The organism is Cellulosimicrobium cellulans, assembly GCF_016907755.1.
GTDB lineage: Bacteria > Actinomycetota > Actinomycetes > Actinomycetales > Cellulomonadaceae > Cellulosimicrobium > Cellulosimicrobium cellulans_D.
In genome coordinates this window covers 1,726,763-1,747,258 of the sequence record NZ_JAFBCN010000001.1, presented here as the reverse complement: position 1 = coordinate 1,747,258, position 20,496 = coordinate 1,726,763, and the positions used below count along the sequence as shown (strand labels likewise).

The 20,496-nt window shown below is 74.5% G+C and carries 15 protein-coding genes; 11 read left to right on the top strand and 4 right to left on the bottom strand.

The window, feature by feature from the left end; translation table 11 throughout:
* Window positions 1-3 precede the first annotated feature (3 nt).
* Both thiS and JOE63_RS07525 read left to right on the top strand, forming a co-directional pair.
* Window positions 4-237 (top strand): sulfur carrier protein ThiS, encoded by a 234-nt coding sequence (gene thiS, locus JOE63_RS07530; protein ID WP_374059003.1) that lies wholly within the window; start codon window positions 4-6, stop codon window positions 235-237.
* A 9-nt stretch (window positions 238-246) separates the two neighbouring features.
* Window positions 247-1,092, top strand: a complete 846-nt coding sequence (locus JOE63_RS07525; protein WP_307839987.1) for a thiazole synthase — start codon at window positions 247-249, stop codon at window positions 1,090-1,092.
* Between the two features lie 100 nt (window positions 1,093-1,192).
* On the opposite strand, the gene JOE63_RS07520 is transcribed toward JOE63_RS07525, so the two are convergent.
* Both JOE63_RS07520 and JOE63_RS07515 read right to left on the bottom strand, forming a co-directional pair.
* Window positions 1,193-2,461, bottom strand: a complete 1,269-nt coding sequence (locus JOE63_RS07520; protein WP_204540294.1) for a ThiF family adenylyltransferase — start codon at window positions 2,459-2,461, stop codon at window positions 1,193-1,195.
* Window positions 2,458-2,916 (bottom strand): DUF3817 domain-containing protein, encoded by a 459-nt coding sequence (locus tag JOE63_RS07515; RefSeq protein WP_204540292.1) that lies wholly within the window; start codon window positions 2,914-2,916, stop codon window positions 2,458-2,460. Before JOE63_RS07515 ends, JOE63_RS07520 begins: the two co-directional genes overlap by 4 nt.
* A gap of 124 nt (window positions 2,917-3,040) precedes the next feature.
* Between JOE63_RS07515 and JOE63_RS07510 the strand changes: the two genes are divergently transcribed.
* From JOE63_RS07510 to JOE63_RS07500, 3 genes are read left to right on the top strand one after another with little or no spacing between them, the layout of a single operon-like run.
* The gene (locus tag JOE63_RS07510) at window positions 3,041-4,837 is read left to right on the top strand and encodes an ABC transporter transmembrane domain-containing protein (protein ID WP_087471363.1); all 1,797 of its coding nucleotides are present in this window, start codon (window positions 3,041-3,043) and stop codon (window positions 4,835-4,837) included.
* A complete protein-coding gene (locus tag JOE63_RS07505) occupies window positions 4,834-6,567 on the top strand; it encodes an ABC transporter ATP-binding protein (protein WP_204540289.1) in 1,734 nt (577 codons plus the stop codon). The genes JOE63_RS07510 and JOE63_RS07505 overlap by 4 nt, the downstream gene beginning before the upstream one ends.
* A gap of 28 nt (window positions 6,568-6,595) precedes the next feature.
* Window positions 6,596-7,633, top strand: a complete 1,038-nt coding sequence (locus JOE63_RS07500; protein WP_204540287.1) for a GNAT family N-acetyltransferase — start codon at window positions 6,596-6,598, stop codon at window positions 7,631-7,633.
* 45 nt (window positions 7,634-7,678) lie between these two features.
* Here JOE63_RS07500 and JOE63_RS07495 read toward each other — a convergent pair whose 3' ends face one another.
* Window positions 7,679-8,536, bottom strand: a complete 858-nt coding sequence (locus JOE63_RS07495; protein ID WP_204540284.1) for an SURF1 family protein — start codon at window positions 8,534-8,536, stop codon at window positions 7,679-7,681.
* Window positions 8,537-8,682: 146 nt separating this feature from the next.
* On the opposite strand from JOE63_RS07495, the gene JOE63_RS07490 reads away from it, so the two are divergent.
* From JOE63_RS07490 to JOE63_RS07465, 6 genes are all read left to right on the top strand, one after another.
* Window positions 8,683-10,881, top strand: coding sequence for a DUF11 domain-containing protein (locus JOE63_RS07490; RefSeq protein WP_204540281.1), 2,199 nt, complete (start codon window positions 8,683-8,685; stop codon window positions 10,879-10,881).
* 142 nt (window positions 10,882-11,023) lie between these two features.
* A complete protein-coding gene (locus JOE63_RS07485) occupies window positions 11,024-13,522 on the top strand; it encodes a phosphoketolase family protein (RefSeq protein WP_087471359.1) in 2,499 nt (832 codons plus the stop codon).
* Complete coding sequence (gene pta / locus JOE63_RS07480; protein WP_087471358.1) at window positions 13,519-15,711, top strand: phosphate acetyltransferase; 2,193 nt, start codon at window positions 13,519-13,521, stop codon at window positions 15,709-15,711. The genes JOE63_RS07485 and pta overlap by 4 nt, the downstream gene beginning before the upstream one ends.
* Window positions 15,708-16,967 carry an acetate/propionate family kinase gene (locus JOE63_RS07475; protein ID WP_204540277.1) on the top strand — a complete coding sequence of 420 codons (1,260 nt, stop codon included), beginning with the start codon at window positions 15,708-15,710 and terminating at the stop codon, window positions 16,965-16,967. The genes pta and JOE63_RS07475 overlap by 4 nt, the downstream gene beginning before the upstream one ends.
* Before the next feature lie 16 nt (window positions 16,968-16,983).
* On the top strand, window positions 16,984-17,964 hold the full coding sequence (locus JOE63_RS07470; protein ID WP_204540274.1) for a DUF4031 domain-containing protein: 981 nt from the start codon (window positions 16,984-16,986) through the stop codon (window positions 17,962-17,964).
* Window positions 17,965-18,261: 297 nt separating this feature from the next.
* Entirely contained in the window at window positions 18,262-18,804 is a 543-nt protein-coding gene (locus JOE63_RS07465; RefSeq protein ID WP_244286069.1) for a SanA/YdcF family protein, read from the top strand.
* Between the two features lie 43 nt (window positions 18,805-18,847).
* Here JOE63_RS07465 and JOE63_RS07460 read toward each other — a convergent pair whose 3' ends face one another.
* Entirely contained in the window at window positions 18,848-20,491 is a 1,644-nt protein-coding gene (locus JOE63_RS07460) for a succinic semialdehyde dehydrogenase (protein WP_087471355.1), read from the bottom strand.
* Window positions 20,492-20,496: the final 5 nt, after the last annotated feature.

The window sequence follows — 20,496 nt, the reverse complement described above, 5'->3', positions numbered from 1 at the left end:
CCCGTGACCGCATCCACTCCGAGCGCGCTCGTCAACGGCGAGCCGTACCCGCTCGACGCGCCCGTGCACCTCGAGCAGCTCGTCGCGGCGCTCGTGCCCGCGTACGTCGCCGACGGGACGCCGCAGGGCGTCGCCGTCGCCGTGGACGACGCCGTCGTGCCGCGCGGCTCGTGGGCGACGACCGTCGTCGCGCCCGGCGACCGCATCGAGATCGTGACCGCCGTCCAGGGCGGCTGAGGAGGACTCGTGACCACGACCGACACCACCCCGCGCCGACCTGCGGACCGCGAAGGCCTCGACGACGACCCGCTCGTCGTCGCGGGCACGACCATCGGGTCGCGCCTCGTCATGGGCACCGGCGGGGCGGCGAACCTGCTCACGCTCGAGGACGCGCTCGTCGCGTCGGGCACCGCGCTGACGACGGTCGCGATGCGCCGCGTCGCCGTGCGAGCCGGTGGCGACGCGAACCCCGACGCCGGGATCTGGGCGCTGCTCGCACGCCTCGGCATCCGGGCGCTGCCCAACACGGCCGGGTGCTTCTCCGTGCGTGAGGCCGTGCTCACCGCGCACCTCGCGCGCGAGGCGTGCGGCACCGAGTGGGTCAAGCTCGAGGTGATCGCGGACGACGTCACGCTCCTGCCCGACCCCGTCGGTCTCGTCGAGGCGGCCGAGCAGCTCGTGCGCGACGGGTTCGTCGTGCTGCCCTACACGAACGACGACCCGATCCTCGCGCGCCGGCTCGAGGACGTCGGGTGCGCCGCGGTCATGCCGCTCGGCGCGCCGATCGGCACCGGCCTCGGCATCCTCAACCCCCGCAACATCGAGGCGATCGCCACCGCCGCGCGCGTGCCCGTGATCCTCGACGCGGGGATCGGCACGGCGTCCGACGCCGCCCAGGCCATGGAGCTCGGGTGCGACGGCGTGCTCCTCGCGACCGCCGTCACGCGCGCCGCCGACCCGGTCCGCATGGCGCACGCGATGCGCCTCGCCGTCGAGTCGGGCCGCCTGGCCGCCGGCGCCGGCCGCATCCCCCGCCGCGAGGGCGCCCTCGCCAGCTCGTCGCCGGACGGCCGCCTCGACCTCGCCCTCTGACTCCGGCGACCAGGCCACCCCGGCACGCCGAACAGGCCGTCCTGGCTCGTCAGCCGACCGGGACGCGCCACCACCACCTGTTCGGCACGTGGGGGGCGGCCTACCTGGCCGGGGAGGGCGCCGCGAGCGCGTCGAGGAGGGCGGGGACGCCGCCGACGACCGAGCGGGCGTCGATCCCCGCGGCGCGGGCGACGTCGGCGACGCGGGCCGAGCGGGCGCCGACCGCGCACAGGACGAGCACGGTGCGGTCCGTCGGGAGGTCCGCGAGCGCCGCGGCCGGGTCGCCCGAGAGGAACGTCCCGCTCGGCACGAGGGTCGACCCGGGCACGGGGCGCACCCGCGCCTCCCAGTCCTCGCGCACGTCGAGCAGGTACGGCGCCGTGCCGTCGTCGCCCAGCAGGGCCGCCGCGTCGCGGGCGGCGACGTCGCGCTCCCCCGCGACCGGCCGCGCGTCCGGCGTCGCCGGGGCGAGCCCGCAGAACGCGGCGTACGCGTCGTCGCCCGGCAGGAGCGCGGTGACGGGCTCGCGCGTCGGGTCGGCGCGCACGGTGAGCTGGCGCCACGAGAGGTCGAGCGCGTCGTAGACGGCGAGGCGGCCCAGCAGCGTCGTGCCGGCGCCGGTGACGAGCTTGATCGCCTCGGTCGCCATGACGGAGCCGAGGGTCCCGCACATCGCGCCGAACACGCCGCCGGTCGCACAGTCGGGTGCGGCCCCGGGCGGCGGCGGGACGGGGAACACGTCGCGGTACGTGACGCCGCGCGCCTCGCCGTCCCCGGGACCGACGGGAGCCGCGCCACCCGGGAGCGGGACGTCGTCGGGCACCGCGAACCGCGGCGCACCCCAGAAGACGCTGACCTGACCCTGGAAGCGGTAGATCGAGCCCCAGACCACGGGCAGGCCGAGCACCTCGGCCGCGTCGGAGACGAGGTAGCGCGTGGGGAAGTTGTCGGCGCCGTCGAGCACGACGTCGTAGCCGCGCAGCACGTCGAGCGCGGTGTCCGCGTCGAGGCGCAGCGCGTGCTCGACGACGCGCACGTGCGGGTTGACGTCGGCGATCGCGTCGCGCGCGGAGTCGACCTTGCGACGTCCGACGTCGGAGCCGCCGTGGATCACCTGGCGCTGGAGGTTGGACGTGTCGACGACGTCGTCGTCGACGATGCCGATCGTGCCGACGCCCGCGGCGGCGAGGTAGAGCAGGGCGGGGCTGCCGAGGCCGCCCGCGCCGACGACGAGCACGCGCGCGGCGGCGAGGCGACGCTGGCCCTCGGGGCCGACGCCGGGCAGTGCGAGGTGGCGCGCGTACCGCTCGAGCTCCGCGGTGGTCAGCTCGGGGCCGGGTGCGACGAGGGGCGCGAGCGGCGTCGTCATGACGCGTACTGCTCCTCCAGGACGGCGAGCTTGGCCTCGGCCTCGGCGTGCACCTTCTTCTCGAGGATGAACGACATGACCGGCACGACGCCCGCGAACACCATGGTCGCGAGGCGGCCCCAGCCCCAGCGCATCTTGGTCCACAGGTCGAGGACCGTGACGAGGTAGACGACGTAGATCCAGCCGTGCGCGAACGGGATCCACGACACGTACCGCATGACGTCGTCGACGTCGACGAACTGACCGACCCCGTACTTGACGAGCATCTCGACGCACAGGATGAGGAGCATCACACCGGTGATGATCGCGAGGACCCGGTAGCGGGCGAGGGCACCGCGCGCCTTGCGGATCGCGGTGCGCGCGGCCTCCGTGCTGGGCGCCGCCGCGTCGGCGGGCACGTCGGAGGGCACAGCGGCGGGCGCGTCGGTCGGGGTGGCCGGGTCCTGCGTGGTCATGGGAGAGGTCCTCGTTCCGGGCGAGACGGCCGCCGCGGTCCCTGCCGCGCGCGGTGGCGTGCGACGCGGTCGCAGCGGTTAAAGCGTCGCCGCGTGTCGGACGCCGAACCTAGGGTAGAACACCGTGCGACCCCTCCCCCTCCCCGACCCGGGGACCCCCGACCTGCGCGGACCGACGCGCTACCTGCTCTGGCTGGCCAGGCGCCAGTGGACCGTGCTCACCGTCTCCGTGCTGCTGGGCCTGGCCAACTTCGCGTGCCAGGCGTTCCAGCCGTACATGCTCGGCCGCGCGCTCGACGAGGGGCTCGCGGAGGGGTTCGGGCCGGAGCTGTGGCGCTGGGCAGGGCTCCTGCTCGCGCTGGGCCTCGGGATCGTCGTCACGGGCGTGACGCAGCACCGGTTCGACATCGCGAACTGGCTCCGCTCCGCGCTCACGACGTCCCAGCTCGTGGGGGACGTCACCGCGCGTTCCGGCGACGCGATCACGGAGGAGCTGCCCACGGGCGAGGTCGTGTCGACGGTGGCGAGCGATGCCATGCGCGTCGGCCAGCTCTTCTCGATGATGGGCCAGTTCCTCGGTGCGCTCGGCGCGTACGTCGTGGTGGCCGTCATCATGCTCTCGACGTCGCTCCAGCTCGGGCTCGTCGTCGTCCTGGGTCTGCCCGTGGTCGCGGCCGTGCTCGCTCTGCTCGTCAAGCCGCTCCAGCAGCGGCAGGCCGCGCAGCGCGAGGCGCAGGGCCGCCTCACGACGCTCGGCGCGGACACGGTCTCCGGCCTGCGGATCCTGCGCGGCATCGGCGGCGAGGGCGTGTTCGTCGGCCGCTACGCGCGCCAGTCGCAGAAGGTGCGGGAGGCGGGCGTCAAGGTCGCGCACACGCAGGCCACGCTCGACGCCCTGCAGGTGCTCCTGCCGGGCCTCCTCGTCGTGCTCGTCGTCTACCTGGGCGCGACGGCGGCGCTGGCGGGCGACATCACGCCCGGGCAGCTCGTCGCGTTCTACGGGTACGCGGCCTTCCTCGGCTGGCCGCTGCAGGTCGCGACCCAGATGCTCAACATCGCCACGCGCGCCCACGTCGCGTCGCGCAAGATCGTGCGCGTCCTCGCGGTCGAGCCCGCCGCGGGCGCGACCCCGGCGACCGCGCCCATGCCGCCCGAAGGCAGCCCCCTCGTCGACGAGACGAGCGGCCTCGTCCTCGAGCCGGGCCGCGTCGTCGCGCTCGTCTCCGCGGACCCCGACGCGTCGGCGGCCGTCGCCACGCGGCTCGGCCGGTTCGACGACGACGCGGAGGTCGCCACGCCCGTGCGTCTCGGCGGGACGTTGCTCGCCGAGCTCGACAAGCACGCGCTGCGGCGCCGGGTCGTCGTCGCCGAGGCGACGCCCCAGCTCTTCTCGGGCGCGCTGCGTGACGAGCTCGACCCGCGGGGCACGGCGACCGAGGCGGACGTGCTCGCCGCCGTGCGGACCGCGGACGCCCACGACGTGCTCGACTCCGTGCCGGACGGCCTCGCGGGCGAGCTGCCCGAGAAGGGCCGCTCGCTCTCGGGCGGGCAGCGCCAGCGCGTCGCGCTCGCGCGCGCCCTGCTCACCGAGCCCGAGGTCCTCGTGCTCGTCGAGCCGACGAGCGCCGTCGACGCCCACACGGAGGCCCGGATCGCCGCGAGCCTCGCCGACGCCCGGCGCGGGCGCACGACGCTCGTCGTCACCGCGTCGCCGCTCGTCCTCGAGCACGTCGACGAGGTCCTGCTCCTCGAGGGCGGTCGCGTCACCGCGCGCGGCACGCACCGCGACCTCGTGGACCGCGCCCACGCGTCCGGCACGGCGCCGGACGACGACGCGGCCCGCTACCTGCGCGTCGTCGGGCGCTCGCTCGACGAGTCCCCCGTCCTCGCCCGCACCGCACCCGAAGGAGGAGAGTCGTGAAGCTCCCCGTCGCCGACGGCCCCGCCGTCCGCGCCGCCGCCGGGCGGCTCTTCGCCCGCCACCGCGGCACGTTCGTCCTGATCGCCGTGCTCCACACCCTGGCCGCCGTCGCCGGGCTCGTCGGCCCGTGGCTGCTCGGCCGCCTCGTCGACGCCGTCACCGAGGGCACGACCTCGTCCTACGTGACGACCGTCGTCGCCGTCGGCGCGGGAGCCGTCGTCGCGCAGGCCGTGCTGCGCCGGTACGCGCAGCGCCTGTCCATGGTGTTCGGCGAGACCGTGTTCGCCGAGCTGCGCGAGGACCTCGTCGAGACGGTGACCTCGCTCCCCCTCTCGACCGTCGAGCGCGCGGGCACGGGCGACCTCGTCGCGCGCACGACCAACGACGTCGACCGCATCCAGCACGCGGTGCGCTTCGGCGTGCCCCAGCTGCTCGTGGCGGTCGTGACGCTCGTCCTCACGGTCGTGGCGTCGGTCGTCGTCGCGCCGCTGGTCGCGCTCGCGCTGTTCGTCGGCGTGCCGCTGCTCGTCGTCGTCTCGCGCTGGTACCTCAAGCGCGCGTCGGCCGGCTACCAGCGCGAGGCCGCGGCGTACGCGACGCTCAACGGCACCATCACGGAGAGCGTCGAGGGCGCGCGCACGGTCGACGCGCTCTCGCTCACCGAACGGCGCAAGGCCCGCGTGCGCGCGGACCTCACCGAGGCGTACGAGGCCGAGAAGTACACGCTCGGGCTGCGCACCGTGCTCTTCCCGGGCATCGACCTCGCGATCGCCATCGCGCCCGTCGCGGCGCTCGTGTGGGGTGCGTGGCTGCTGGCGCAGGGCCAGACGACGCTCGGCGCTGTCGCCACGGTCACGACGTACGCGTTCCAGCTCGCCGGCCCGGTCTGGAACCTCATCTTCTGGCTCGACGAGATCCAGGTCGCCGGGGCGTCCTACGCGCGCATCGTCGGCGTCGCGCAGGTCCCCGGCGACCGCACCGCGACGGGTGACGTGCCTGACGGCGACCGCCTGGTCGCGCGGGACGTCGAGTACGCCTACCGCGAGGGCCACCCCGTGCTGCACGGCGTCTCGCTCGACCTCGAGCCGGGCGAGCGGCTCGCCGTCGTCGGCCCGTCCGGCGCGGGCAAGTCGACGCTCGGGCGCATGCTCGCGGGCATCCACCCGCCCACGGCGGGGTCGGTCCGCTCGGGCGGCGTGCGCCTCGTGGACCTCCCGCTGGAGGACCTGCGCCGCGAGGTCGCGCTCGTCACGCAGGAGCACCACGTGTTCGTCGGCACGCTCGCGGACAACCTGCGGCTCGCGAAGGTCGACGCGAGCGACGGCGAGCTCCGCGACGCGCTCGACGCCGTGGACGCGCGCGGCTGGGCGGAGTCCCTGCCCGACGGCCTGGAGACGACCGTCGGGTCGGGCGGGCACGTGCTCACGCCCGCGCAGGCGCAGCAGGTCGCGCTCGCGCGGCTCGTGCTCCTCGACCCGCACACGCTCGTGCTGGACGAGGCGACGTCGCTGCTCGACCCGCGCGCCGCGCGCCACCTCGAGCGCTCGCTCGACGCCGTGCTCGCGGGCCGGACCGTCGTCGCGATCGCGCACCGCCTGCACACCGCGCACGACGCCGACCGCGTCGCCGTGGTCGACGGCGGCCGCATCAGCGAGATCGGCCCGCACGACGAGCTCGTCGCGGCGGGCGGCGACTACGCGCGGCTCTGGCACTCCTGGCAGCAGGAGTAGGCGCCCGGGCGATGCCAAGATGGTGCTGATGCCTGACACCACGAGCGACACCCTGCACGACCTCCCGTCCCTCCCGAACCCGTGGCGCGCCCGGGTCCCCGGCTATGCCGACGTCGACGCGCTCGTCGGGCTGCGACGTCTGGACGAGCTGCAGGGGACGGGCTCGTCGCACGTCGACCCCGCCGGGATCGAGTCGGAGGTCGCGGGGCTGGCGTCGTGGACGCGCCGTCAGCTCGTCGCCGTCGGGCCGGACGACGTGCCGCGCGCCTGGGTCACCGTGCACGACCGCGCCGCGGGGCGGGCGACCGTCTGGGGCTACTTCGACCGCGACGTGGCCGAGGTCGACGCGATCGCCGACGCGTTCTACCGCTGGGCCGAACGCACGGCGGTCGCGATGGCGCGCCTGCGCGGCGTCACGGCGACGCGCCTGGACGAGAGCCCCTTCGCCGACGACACGCGCCAGACCGGCTGGCTCACCCGGGCGGGCTACGCGCGACGGCGGAGCTGGCTGCACATGACGCGCCCGGTCGCGGCGGACGAGGCGTCGCTGACTCCCCGCGCGGGCGTCGCGGTGCGCCCGGTCGAGCGGCACGAGAACGGGATGCCCGTCGCGGCCGACCTCCAGGTCGTGCACCAGATGCTGGAGACGTCCTTCCAGGACCACTTCAACTCCTACCGCGAGAGCTTCTCGGAGTTCGTCCAGCGGCTCCGCGAGGACCCCGGCCACAGCTGGGACCACTGGTGGCTCGCGTACGTGGAGACCGACGAGGGTCGCCGCGTCCCGGCGGGCACCGTGGTGTGCTCGTCGCTCGCCGCCGCCGAGAGCGGCGCGCGCGGCACCTACGTCGAGTACATCGGGGTGACGCGCGCCGCCCGGGGTCGCGGCGTGGCGAAGTCGCTGCTCGCCACGGTGATCGCCGACGCCGCCCAGGACGGACGCGACCGCGTGGCGCTCGAGGTCGACGCGGACTCTCCCACCAAGGCCGACCAGCTCTACCGCTCGCTCGGCTGGGAGACCGACTACGTCACCGAGTCGTGGTTCAAGGACCTCGAGCTCGACGGCTGACGTGCTCGACGGCCGCGCACCCCGGGCGTCCAGCCGGCCGGCGGGTCAGGCGCCGGGGAGACCGGCGATGCCGGCGTCCTCGCCGCGCGTCCTGCGCTTGCCGCCGGCGGCCTCGTCGCGCACGAGCCGGACCCACAGCAGCACGGCGAAGCCGCCGAACACCCACCACTGCAGCGCGTAGAACAGGTTCTGCAGGTTGAGGCCCGTGCCGCCCTCGATCGTCGGGCGCGGGAGCTGCGCCGGACCGCCGTCGGCGGCCGACGGCTGCTCCGGGTCGGAGGTGAGGAGCACGAAGTACCCGGAGTACATCGGCCCGCCCCACTCGTTGACGAGCGCCCCGGTCGAGATGGCGTCGGTCAGCCCGGGGGCGGAGCCGCCCTGGCCCGCCGCCTCGGAGGCCTGCAGGTAGCCCGTGAGCCGCACGACGCCGTCCGGCGGGTCGAGCGCGGCGCTCTCCTCGGGCGTCGCGACCCAGCCGCGGACCACGGGCAGCACGGGAGCGCCGGAGAGGTCGGCCCACGACGCGCCCTGCGTCCCGTCGTCGGTCACGTGCAGCGGGGTGAGGACGAGGTAGCCGACGCGGCCGTCGAGCGCGCGGTCCTCGACGAGGAGCTGTCCCGCTGGGTCGTACTCCCCCTCGACCCACGCCTGGCGGCCGACGAGCTCGCCCGGGAAGGACGACTGCGGGGGGAGCAGCACCCCGACGCCCTCCGGCCCGGCGGCCTCCAGCTCCGCGGCCTCCTGCTGCGCCGACAGCTCGGCGCGCTGCTGCGCGCGGTCGAGCTGCCAGACGCCCAGGCGCGCGCACACGGCGGCGGCCAGGAGGAACAGCACGAGCAGCCCGACCACGCGGGGCTGGCGGGCGACCGCCCAGAACGAACGTGGGGCGGTGAGCTCGGGCACGACCCCACGGTAGCCGGGCTGCCTGCGAGAACCCGCATCGCGGGCGTCGTACCGGGCGAACCTCACACCGGTGTGGTCCGATGGGTGCCCGGGGAACGAGACGGACGACGGGCCGGCGACGAGGCCGGCGCCCGAGAGGAGCACCCTTGACGCACCGCGCCCGACGCCACCGCCTGCGGTTCGCCGCGGCCGCCATGCTCGTGCTCGTGGCGGGCGCGGTCGCCGCGCCGGCCGCCGCGGCGGACTTCCCGATCGAGGAGCCCTTCGGGAGCACGACGCCGAACGACCCCGCCTGGGTCCCGTTCGGGGAGGCGACGCTCACGGGCGAGGGCGACGGCTGGCTCCGCCTCACCGACGTCGACCAGACCAACGGGGGGTTCGGCGGCTACGTGCTCGACAGCGCGTTCCCGACGGACCTCGGGGTGGCGGTCGAGTTCGAGTACGCGACGTGGGGCGGCCAGGAGCTCGGCGGCAACCGCGGCGACGGGTTCTCGTTCTTCCTCATGGACGGCTCGTTCCCCGCCGCGGTCGGTGGGGACGGCGGGTCGCTCGGGTACACGTTCCTCCAGGGCGGGTACGCGGGCGTCGGGTTCGACGAGTTCGGCAACTTCTCGGCCGGCGTCGGCGGCCCTGGCCCGCAGCCCGGGTTCGTGTCCGTGCGCGGCTCCTACGCCGCGGCCACGCCGTGGGACTACCTCACGGGAGTGCCCGGCCCCGGCGGGACCGTCGAGACCGTGCCGCCGGGTGGCGGCGACCCGAGCCGCGCGTTCGTCCGCACCGTCCGCGCCGTCGTCACCCCGGCGCCGAGCACCGACCTCCTCTCCGTGTGGAGCGACAGCGGACCAGGCACCCCGCTCGAGCCGCTCATCAGCCAGTTCGACATCGGCGGCGCCGCGGGGCAGCCCGCGCTGCCGGCCACGTTCAAGCTCGGCTTCGGCGCGTCCACCGGTGGCGCGACGAACTACCACGAGATCCGGAACCTGCGCGTCGTGGTCCCGACCGTCCTCACCGTCGAGAAGACGACGAGCACACCGGTGGTGGAGTCCGGCGGCCAGGTGTCCTACCAGCTCGAGGTGACGAACGGGTACGTCAACGACGTGGTCGGCGCCCGCGTGGTCGACACCGTCCCGGCCGGGCTCACCGACGTCACCTGGACCTGCACCGCGAGCGGCGGCGCGGCGTGCGGGGCGGCCTCCGGGTCGGGCAACGCGATCGACACGACCGTCGACCTGCCCCGGCTCACCGGCCCCACACCCACGGCCTCGGCGGTGCTCACCGTGACCGGGACCGCCCCGTTCGTCGATGCCCAGACCGTCCTGACGAACACCGCCGAGGTCGTCGCGCCGCCCGACCGCGAGGACCTCACGGACAACACCTCGACCGTCGACGTGACGGTGCTGCCCGCCGCGGACCTCGCAGTCACCAAGGAGCTCACCAGCCCGTCGCCGCTCGTGCTCGGCGACCCCGTCGAGTACGTCGTCGACGTGACGAACGCCGGCCCCGGCGGTGCCCGCGGCGTCGTGCTCGCCGACGCCCTGCCGGCGGCGATCGACCCGGCGAGCGTCGTCGCCGAGGGGTGCACCCTCGAGGGCACGACGCTCGTGTGCCCGGTCGGCCCCCTCGCTGCCGGTGCGGGTGCGTCGTTCACGATCACCGGGACCGTCGGCCCGGACCCCGCGACGTGCTCGGCGGGCGACGTCGTGCAGCGCGCCCGCGTGACCTCGACGTCGGGTGACCCGGACCCGTCGAACGACGTCGCGGAGGTCGCGACGCCGTGCGTCGTGCCGGTCGCGCTCTCCGTCACGAAGACGGGCCCCGCGCAGGTGACCGGGGGCGAGGAGCTCCGGTGGGAGGTCGTCGTGACCAACGACGGTCCCGCCGCGGCACCCGGAACCGTCGTCGAGGACGCCGTGCCCGACGCCGTCACGGGCGTCTCGTGGACGTGCAGCGTCTCGGACGGGTCGGCGTGCGACGCGCCGTCGGGCACCGGGAACGACGTCTCGACGACGGCGACCGTCCCCGCGGGCGGGACGGCGACGGTCGTCGTGACAGGCACTGCGCCCCCGGCGGGGGGCACGGTGACGAACACCGCGACGGTCGAGCCGTGCGCGGCCTGCGTCGACGGCGGCGACGGCCTGCACGAGGCGACGGCGACGACCACGGTCACGGCTGTCCCCGTCCCCGGCCCCGTGCCGGCACCGGGACCGCTTCAGCCCGGCACGTCCGGCCCCGGCCTCGCGACGACCGGCGTGGACGTCGTCGCCGCGAGCGCCGCGGCGCTGGTCGCCGTCGCGCTGGGCACCGGGCTCGCGCTCCACGGCTCCCGGGCCCGCCGCCGGACCTGAGTCCCGGGACCTAGGACCTTTTCTGCGGTCCCGGGCGGACGTCACACCGCCCGGGGCCGTCACGGACCGTGCAGGGCCCCGGTCGATGCGGTTGTATGAAGCCGTAGTCGTTCACGAACCCTTCCCCCTGCAGGAGCGTGAGATGAGCACGACCACCGTCACCGAGTCCACCGCCTGGCGACCCGCCGAGGTCGCCCCGCTCGACGACGACACCCTGCGTCGTGTCGACGCGTGGTGGCGTGCGGCGAACTACCTGTCCGTCGGCCAGATCTACCTGCTGGACAACCCGCTGCTGCGCACGCCGCTGGACCGCGAGGACGTCAAGCCGCGCCTGCTGGGCCACTGGGGCACGACCCCCGGCCTGAACTTCCTCTACGCGCACCTCAACCGCGCGATCGCGCAGCGCCGCCAGTCGACGATCTACGTCGCGGGCCCCGGTCACGGGGGCCCCGGCCTCGTCGCGAACGCGTACCTCGAGGGCACCTACTCCGAGACGTACACGGACATCACGCAGGACACCGAGGGCCTGCGCCGCCTGTTCCGCCAGTTCTCGTTCCCGGGCGGCATCCCGAGCCACGTCGCGCCGGAGACCCCCGGGTCGATCCACGAGGGCGGTGAGCTGGGCTACGCGCTCTCCCACGCGTACGGCGCCGCGTTCGACAACCCCGACCTGCTCGTCGCCGCGGTCGTCGGCGACGGCGAGGCGGAGACCGGCCCGCTCGCGACGAGCTGGCACTCCAACAAGTTCGTCAACGCGCGCAACGACGGCGTCGTGCTGCCGATCCTGCACCTCAACGGGTACAAGATCGCCAACCCGACGGTGCTCGCGCGCATCAGCGACGACGAGCTGCGCGACCTCATGATCGGCTACGGCCACACCCCGTACTTCTTCACGGGCGGGTTCGACGGCGAGGACCACTTCGAGGTGCACCAGCGCTTCGCGAGGCTCCTCGACGAGGTGCTCAACCACATCGCGCAGATCAAGGCCGACGCCGCGGCGGGCAACGACGAGCGTCCCGCGTGGCCCATGATCGTCTTCCGCACGCCCAAGGGCTGGACCTGCCCGCCCGTCATCGACGGGAAGAAGACCGAGGACTCGTGGCGCGCGCACCAGGTGCCGCTCGCGAGCGCGCGGGACACCCCGGAGCACCTCGACGTGCTGCGCGGCTGGCTCGAGTCGTACCGCGCGGACGAGCTGTTCGACGAGGACGGCCGTCTGCAGGACGACATCGCCGCGCTCGCCCCCGAGGGGACGCTGCGCATGAGCGACAACCCGCACGCCAACGGCGGGCTGCTGCTCAAGGACCTGCGCCTGCCCGACTTCCGCGACTACGCCGTCGACGTCTCGGGCCCGGGCGGCAACGTCGCGGAGGCGACGCGCGTGCTCGGCGAGTGGCTGACCGACGTCGTGCGCCTGAACCCGGACAACTTCCGGATCTTCGGCCCGGACGAGACGGCGTCGAACCGCCTCCAGGCGGTCTACGAGGTCACGGACAAGCAGTGGAACGCCGACTTCTTCGGTCCCGACGTCGACGAGCACCTCGCCCGCGCGGGCCGAGTCATGGAGATGCTCTCGGAGCACCAGTGCCAGGGCTGGCTCGAGGGCTACCTGCTCACGGGGCGCCACGGCCTGTTCACGAGCTACGAGGCCTTCATCCACATCGTCGACTCGATGTTCAACCAGCACGCGAAGTGGCTCAAGGTCACCAACCACATCCCGTGGCGGCGACCGGTCGCGAGCCTCAACTACCTGCTGTCGAGCCACGTGTGGCGCCAGGACCACAACGGCTTCAGCCACCAGGACCCGGGCTTCATCGACCACGTGGTGAACAAGAAGGCGGAGATCGTCCGGGTGTACCTGCCGCCGGACGCCAACACCCTGCTCTCGACCTACGACCACTGCCTGCGCTCGCGCCAGTACGTGAACGTCGTCGTGGCGGGCAAGCAGCCGGCGCCGCAGTTCCTGTCCATGGAGCAAGCGATCGCGCACTGCACGCGAGGGCTCGGCATCTGGGAGTGGGCCGGCACCGAGGTCGAGGGCGAGGACCCGGACGTCGTCCTGGGCGCCGCGGGCGACGTGCCGACGCTCGAGGTGCTCGCCGCGGCGGACATCCTGCGCCGCCGCGTCCCCGACCTCAAGGTCCGGGTCGTCAACGTCGTGGACCTCATGCGGCTCCAGGACGAGAAGGAGCACCCGCACGGCCTGTCGGACAAGGACTTCGACACGCTGTTCACCACGGACCGACCGGTCATCTTCAACTACCACGGGTACCCGTGGCTGATCCACCGCCTCACGTACCGCCGCACGAACCACGGCAACATCCACGTGCGCGGGTACAAGGAGGAGGGCACCACCACCACGCCGTTCGACATGGCGATGCTCAACGACATCGACCGCTTCCACCTCGTCATCGACGTCATCGACCGCGTGCCGTCCCTGCGCTCGACCTACGCGGGTCTGCGCCAGGAGATGGTCGACGCGCGGCTGACGGCCCGCCAGTACACGCGCGAGCACGGGGAGGACATCCCCGAGGTGCGCGACTGGGTGTGGCCGGACGCCGGCGACACGGCGACGGGCGAGGGCGGCCCGCAGTACGACGGCGCGCGCGCCGTGCAGGACACCGGAGGAGACAACGAGTGAGCGACACCGCTCGCAGCATCTACATCACCTCGCCCGAGGGCGAGACTGGCAAGTCCACGATCGCGCTGGGGGTCCTCGACCTGCTGGTCCGCAAGGTCCAGCGGGTCGGGGTCTTCCGGCCGGTCACCCGGGCCGTGGGCCCGGACGTGCAGGACTACGTGCTCGAGCTCCTGCTCGCGCACGACGGCGTGGACGTCACGGCCGAGCAGGCGATCGGCGTCACGTACGAGGACGTCCACGCCGACCCGGAGGCCGCGCTCTCGCAGATCGTGGCCCGCTACCACGAGGTCGCACGGCAGTGCGACTTCGTGGTGGTCGTCGGGACGGACTACACCGACGTCGCAGGCCCGACCGAGCTGTCGTTCAACGCGCGCGTCGCGGCGAACCTCGGCGCGCCGGTCCTCCTCGTCGTCTCCGGCAAGGGCCGCACGCCCGACGCCGTCGGCAACCTCATCGAGGTGAGCGTCGCCGAGCTGCGCTCCCAGCACGCGCAGCCCATCGGCGTCGTCGCGAACCGCGTGCAGCCGGACGACCTCGACGCGGTGCGCGCGCTGCTCGGCGCGCTCGGCCCCGACGGCGAGCCGCTCGCGGGGGCGGCGCCGTCGGGCACGACGGCGGAGCCCGGCCCGGGCGCGCGCCTGCCCGGCTGGGCCGTGCCCGAGGACCCGTTCCTCGACGCCCCGACCGTCCGCGCGCTCATGGAGGCCGTGGGCGGGTCGCTCGCGTTCGGCGAGGAGGAGCTCCTGGGCCGCGAGGCCACGGACCTGCTCGTGGGCGCCATGTCGTTCGAGCACCTGCTCGACCGCCTGACCGACGGCGCGGTCGTCATCACGCCCGGCGACCGCGTCGACATCCTCATCGGCCTGCTCGCCGCGCACTCGGCGTCGGGCTTCCCGTCCCTCGCGGGCGTCATCCTCAACGGCGGGTTCTTCCCGCCCGAGTCGACGGCGCGCCTCGTCGCGGACCTCGACCCGAGCCTGCCGATCATCCGTACCGACCTCGGGACGTTCCGCTCGGCGAGCGCCGCCGCGAGCGCCCGGGGGCGTGTCACCAAGGAGTCGCAGCGCAAGGTCGACACCGCGCTCGCGCTCTTCGAGCAGAGCGTCGACGGCGCGGCGCTGCTCGCGGGCCTCGACGTGCCCCGGCCCGAGGTCGTCACGCCGCTCATGTTCGAGTACGAGCTGCTCTCGCGCGCCCGCGCGGACCGCAAGCACGTCGTGCTGCCGGAGGGCGAGGACGACCGCATCCTGCGCGCCGCGTCGACCCTGCTGGGCCGTCAGGTGGCCGAGCTGACCATTCTCGGCGAGGAGCAGAAGGTCCGTGCCCGCGCGGCCGAGCTCGGCCTCGACATCGACGCGGCCCACGTCGTCAGCCCGCACGACCCGGAGCTCGTCGAGCGCTTCGCGACGGAGTACGCCCGCCTCCGCGCCCACAAGGGCGTCCGGCTCGAGGAGGCGCGCGAGCGCGTCCAGGACGTGTCGTACTTCGGCACGATGATGGTCCACCTCGGCCTCGCGGACGGCATGGTGTCGGGCGCGAAGCACACGACGGCGCACACGATCAAGCCGTCGTTCGAGATCATCAAGACCCAGCCCGGCGTGTCCGTGGTGTCGTCGGTGTTCCTCATGTGCCTGCAGGACCGCGTGCTCGTCTACGGCGACTGCGCGGTCATCCCGGACCCGACGGCCGAGCAGCTCGCGGACATCGCGATCTCCTCCGCGGCGACGGCGCAGCAGTTCGGCGTCGACCAGCGTGTCGCGATGCTGTCGTACTCGACCGGCGAGTCGGGGTCGGGCGCCGACGTCGACAAGGTCCGCCGGGGCACGGAGCTCGTCCGCGAGCGCCGCCCGGACCTGTTCGTCGAGGGCCCCATCCAGTACGACGCCGCCGTGGACGCGTCCGTCGCGGCGTCGAAGATGCCCGGCTCGGACGTCGCGGGCCGCGCGACCGTGTTCATCTTCCCGGACCTCAACACGGGCAACAACACCTACAAGGCCGTGCAGCGCTCCGCGGGCGCCGTCGCGGTCGGCCCGGTCCTCCAGGGGCTCAACAAGCCGGTGAACGACCTCTCGCGCGGCGCGCTCGTGCAGGACATCGTCAACACCGTCGCCATCACCGCGATCCAGGCGCAGGCCCCGGCCGACGCCGTCCCTGACTCCGGTCCTGACTCCCGAGGAGCCACCTCATGACGATCCTGCCCGAGGGCGAGCGCCCCAACCCCTACAGCGCCTACGGGGCGCACGGGTCCGTGCTCGTCATGAACTCGGGGTCGTCCTCGCTCAAGTACCAGCTCGTCAACCCCGTCGGCGGGGAGGCGATCGCCGCGGGCACGATCGAGCGCATCGGCGAGGACACCGGCATCATCAAGCACCGGTTCGCGGGGAACACGACGACGCGCGAGGAGCCGGTCGCCGACCACGGCGTCGCCCTGCGCATCGCGCTCAGCCTGTTCGACGAGGTGGGGCCGACGCTCGCCGACGCGGACGTGTACGCGGTGGGCCACCGCGTGGTGCACGGCGGCGCCGTCTTCTCCGCGCCCGTCCTCGTGGACGACGAGGTCGTCCGCCAGATCTCCGAGCTCTCGCCGCTGGCTCCCTTGCACAACCCGCCGAACGTCAAGGGCATCGAGGTCGCGCGCGAGCTGCTGCCCGACGTGCCGCACGTCGCCGTGTTCGACACGGCGTTCTTCTCCACGCTCCCCGACGCCGCGTCCACGTACGCGCTGGACCGGGAGGTCGCGCAGGCGCACGGCGTGCGCCGGTACGGCTTCCACGGCACCAGCCACCAGTACGTGTCGGGGAAGGTCGCGCGCGTGCTGGGCCGCCGGATCGAAGGCCTCAACACGATCGTGCTGCACCTCGGCAACGGCGCGTCCGCGTCGGCCGTGCGCGGTGGCGTCGCGGTCGACACGTCGATGGGCATGACCCCGCTCGAGGGCCTCGTCATGGGCACCCGCACGGGCGACATCGACGCGGCCGTCGTGTTCCACCTCGCGCGCAACGCGGGCATGAGCATCGACGAGATCGACGTCCTGTTCAACAAGCGCTCGGGGGTCAAGGGCCTGTCCGGGGTCAACGACTTCCGCGAGCTGCGCCGCCTCATCGACGCCGGCGACGAGGACGCGCGCCGCGCCTTCGACGTCTACATCCACCGCCTGCGCAAGTACGTCGGCGCCTACACCGCCGTGCTCGGCCGGGTCGACGTCGTCGCGTTCACCGCCGGCGTCGGCGAGAACGACACCGACGTGCGCGCCGCCGTCGTCGAGGGCCTCGAGCCGCTCGGCCTCGCCGTCGACCCGGAGCGCAACGCCGTGCGCTCCGGCGAGCCCCGCGTCATCTCGCCCGACTGGACGAGCACGCTCGTCATGGTCGTGCCGACGATGGAGGAGCTCGCGATCGCGCGCCAGTCCGTCGAGGTCGTCGAGGCGGCGTCGCGCGCCTGGTAGGTGGGATGCTCGGTCGGTGACCGTCCTCATCGACCCGCCCGCGTGGCCCGCGCACGGGACGCTGTTCAGCCATCTCGTGTCGGACGCCTCCCTGGCGGAGCTGCACGCCTTCGCGGCCTCGATCGGCGTGAGCCGGCGAGCGTTCGACCTCGACCACTACGACGTCGCCGCCGAGCGGTACGACGTCGCCGTGGCGGCGGGCGCCGTCCCCGTCGGTGGGCGCGAGCTCGCCCGACGGCTCGGGTCGTCCGGGCTGCGCGTCCCGGGCCGGGCGCGGCGCGCGGCGAAGGCCGACGCGCTGCTCGCCCGCTGGGACGCGCTGCTGCCCGGCGCCCGGGACGTCGGCGTGGACCTCGTCGAACGCTGGCACGAGCCGCACCGCGTCTATCACGGCCCCGAGCACCTGGTGCACGCGCTCGATTCGCTGGCGCTCCTGGAGGGGCGTCCGCCCGGGGTGCCCGACGGCGCGAGCCGGCCAGGGCGCGAGTCCGTCGACGCGACGTCGGACGTCGCGGCGACGAGCGGAGTGCCGGGCGGCGCGGCGAGCGAAGCCGCGGTGACCCAGCTCGCGCTGTGGTTCCACGACGCCGTGCACGACGGCGAGGCGGGACGCGACGAGGAACGCTCCGCCGACCTGGCGCGTGCCCGGCTCGCGGGCCACCTCGGCACCGCGGCCGTCGACGAGGTCGTGCGGCTCGTGCTCGTGACGACGGACCACTCCCCCGCGGCGGGGGACGGGCCGGGGGCGCTCGTGTCCGACGCCGACCTCGCGATCCTCGGCTCCGCGCCGGACCGCTACGCGCGGTACGTCCGGCAGGTCCGCGCCGAGTACGCCTCCGTGCCCGACGACGCCTTCCGCACCGGTCGCGCCGCCGTCCTCCGCGGCCTGCTCGGTGGCGGTGCCCTGTTCCGCACCCCCCAGGGCGTCGAGCGGTGGGAGGAGCAGGCCCGCGACAACCTCAGCGCCGAGCTCGCCGCCCTGGACGCCCCCGCCTGACTCGACCGCCCCCCACGCCGAACAGGGGGTTGTCGCCCGTCCCCGACCGCCGGGCGGACCACGACCCCATGCTCGGCGGGTCACCACCTCGTGCTCGGGCGCTAGGGTCGGGCCGTGACCGACGAGCCGACCACGCCCGCCCCCGCCGCGCAGCCCCCGTCATCGTCATCGTCATCGTCATCGTCATCGACGTCGTCGACGTCGTCGGATTCGGGGTCCTCCCGCCGGTTACCGCGGGACCGCCCTCGTCGGTCGCGGCGACGGCGGGCGACGGTCTGGGTCGCGGCCGGTCTGGCGGTGCTCGTGCTGGCGCCGTTCGTCGTCGTGCAGGGCGTCGGCCGAGCGCACGTCGCCGACCCGGCGGACGTGCCTCCGAGCGACGCGATCGTCGTCCCGGGCGCGGGGCTGCGCCCCGACGGGTCGCCCTCCACGTACCTGCGGCGCCGGCTCGACGCGGCGGCGGAGCTCTACGCTCGCGGCGTCGCGCCCGTCGTGCTCGTGAGCGGCGACGCGCACGACGACTACGACGAGCCCGGGTCGATGCGCGCGTGGCTCCTCGACCGGGGCGTGCCGGACGACGCGATCCTGCTGGACCGCGAGGGCTTCGACACGCACGCCACGTGCACGCGCGCCGTGTCGGAGTACGGCGTCACCACGGCGGTGGTCGTCACGCAGGGCTACCACCTGCCGCGCACGCTGTTCTCGTGCCGCGTCGCGGGGCTCGACGCCGTCGGGATCGGGGTCAGTGCCGCGAGCGTGGAGCCCTGGAAGGCTGTGCTCTACCGCGTCCGCGAGGTCCCCGCCGCGTCGAAGGCCGTCCTGGACGCCGTGCGGCGCTGAAGGACGCGCACGCGCCCGTCCCACCCGGGGGTCGGGCCCCGGGTCAGGGCAGCCGCAGTCGACGCATGACGTCGAGCGCGGACGTCAGCACCTTGCTGGGGAGCTCGCCGCCGATCGCGTAGAGCGTGTCGAGCGTGAGGCCCTGGTTGGCGCCGCGCTGCACGGAGATCGTCTGCGCCTCCGTGAGCGCCTCGATCCCCTCGCGGCCGTGCCGACGCCCGAGGCCGGACGCCTTGAACCCGCCCATCGGCGCACCGACGGAGCCCCACGCGGCGGAGTACCCGTCGTTGACGTTGACGGTCCCCGCCTCCACGCGCGCCGCGATGCGACGGCCCCGCGCGACGTCGCGCGTCCACACGCTCGCGTTGAGCCCGAACTCGGAGTCGTTCATGACCCGCACGGCCTCGTCGTCGCTCGCGACCCGGCGCACGGACACGACCGGGCCGAACGTCTCCTCGCGGGCGCACGCGGCGTCGTCGGGCACGTCGTCCAGCACGGTGGGCGCGTAGAACCACGGACCGATGTCCGCGCGGTGCACGCCGCCCGCCAGGACGCGCGCCCCGCGCGCGATGGCGTCCTCGACGTGCGCGACGACACGGTCGAGCTGCGCCTGCGACGTGAGCGACCCCATGTCGGCGGAGTAGTCGAGCCCGGCGCCGAGGCGCATCTCGCGGACGAGGGGCACGAACTCGTCGAGGAACGCGTCGGCGACGTCCTCGTGCAGCACGAGCCGCTCGATCGAGACGCAGAGCTGGCCCGAGTTGGAGAAGCACGCGCGGACCGCACCGCGCGCGGCGGCGCGCACGTCGGCGTCGGCCGCGACGTACAGCGGGTTCTTGCCGCCGAGCTCGAGGGTCGCGCCGATGAGTCGCTCCCCCGCTCGCGCGGCGACCTTGCGGCCGGTGGCCGTCGAGCCGGTGAACGCGATGTGGTCCACGTGGTCGGTCACCGCGGCGCCGACGTCCCCGCCGCCCGCGACGACGAGGAACAGGTCGGCGGGCAGCCCCGCCTCCTCGAGCAGCTCGGCGCCCCACAACGCGCTGAGCGTCGTCTGCGGGTCCGGCTTGAGCACGACGGCGTTCCCCGCCACGAGCGCCGGCACGGCCTCCGCGAACGCGAGCGTCAGCGGGTAGTTCCAGGGCGCGATCACGCCGACGACCCCCACCGGGCGACGGTGCACGCGGGTACCCGTCAGCACGGGCAGCATGCCCGGCGCCCGGCGGTCGGCGAGATAGCGGGGACCCCGCTGGGCGTAGTGGCGCGTGAGGATCGCGACGTCCGCGACCTCCTCGAACGCGCTGCGGCGCGACTTGCCGGACTCCATCTGGATCAGGTCGAGGCCGTCGGACTGGCGCGCGAGGACGAGCTCGCCGAACCGGCGCAGCACGGCCGCGCGCTCCCGGACGGGGAGCGCCGCCCAGGCCGGCTGCGCGGCCCGGGCCCGCTCGACCGCCCGCGCGACGTCCGCGACGGAGGACACCGGGAACGCGGCGAGCGGAGCGCCCGTGAAGGGCAGGACGGAGCGGTGCATGCCCGCCTCGTTGCCGGTGACGACGCGCTGCGCGAGCGGTGCGACGACGTCGGGCTCGAGCACGTACGTCGCCGCGGGGTTCTCGGGGTCGATCAGGCCGTCCAGCGCGGCGCCCTCGCCGGGTCCGGTGCCGGGGGTGCCGGATGAGCTCGTCATGGGGA